Annotated in this window: 1 protein-coding gene; it reads left to right on the forward strand. The window is 45.6% G+C overall.

Annotated elements, in window-relative coordinates:
* The coding region (locus tag HC175_RS20545; protein ID WP_168139879.1) for an HAD-IC family P-type ATPase at nucleotides 1-373 on the forward strand (373 nt) is incomplete at both ends.

The raw sequence follows: 373 nt of genomic DNA on the forward strand, positions 1-373 counted from the left end.
TTTTCTTGGGATTATTGGAATCATTGATCCTCCCAGGGAAGAAGTGATCGAAGCCATTAAAGAATGTAAGAGTGCCGGAGTCATTGTTAAGATGATCACCGGGGATCATGTTCTTACGGCTAAAGCTATAGGTAAAGAGATCGGGATCGAAGACAGTGAACAGGCGGTGAGTGGGCAGGAGATCGAACAAATGAGCGAGGAAGAGCTCAAAAAGAATGTACTCCGTTTTAGTATTTTTGCCCGTACTACTCCCGAACATAAACTAAGACTTGTAAAAGCCCTCCAGGCTAATGGACTGCTCTGTGCTATGACGGGGGACGGGGTGAATGATGCCCCTGCTCTTAAAAAAGCGAATATAGGTATTGCCATGGGA

Source organism: Salinimicrobium oceani (assembly GCF_012037645.1).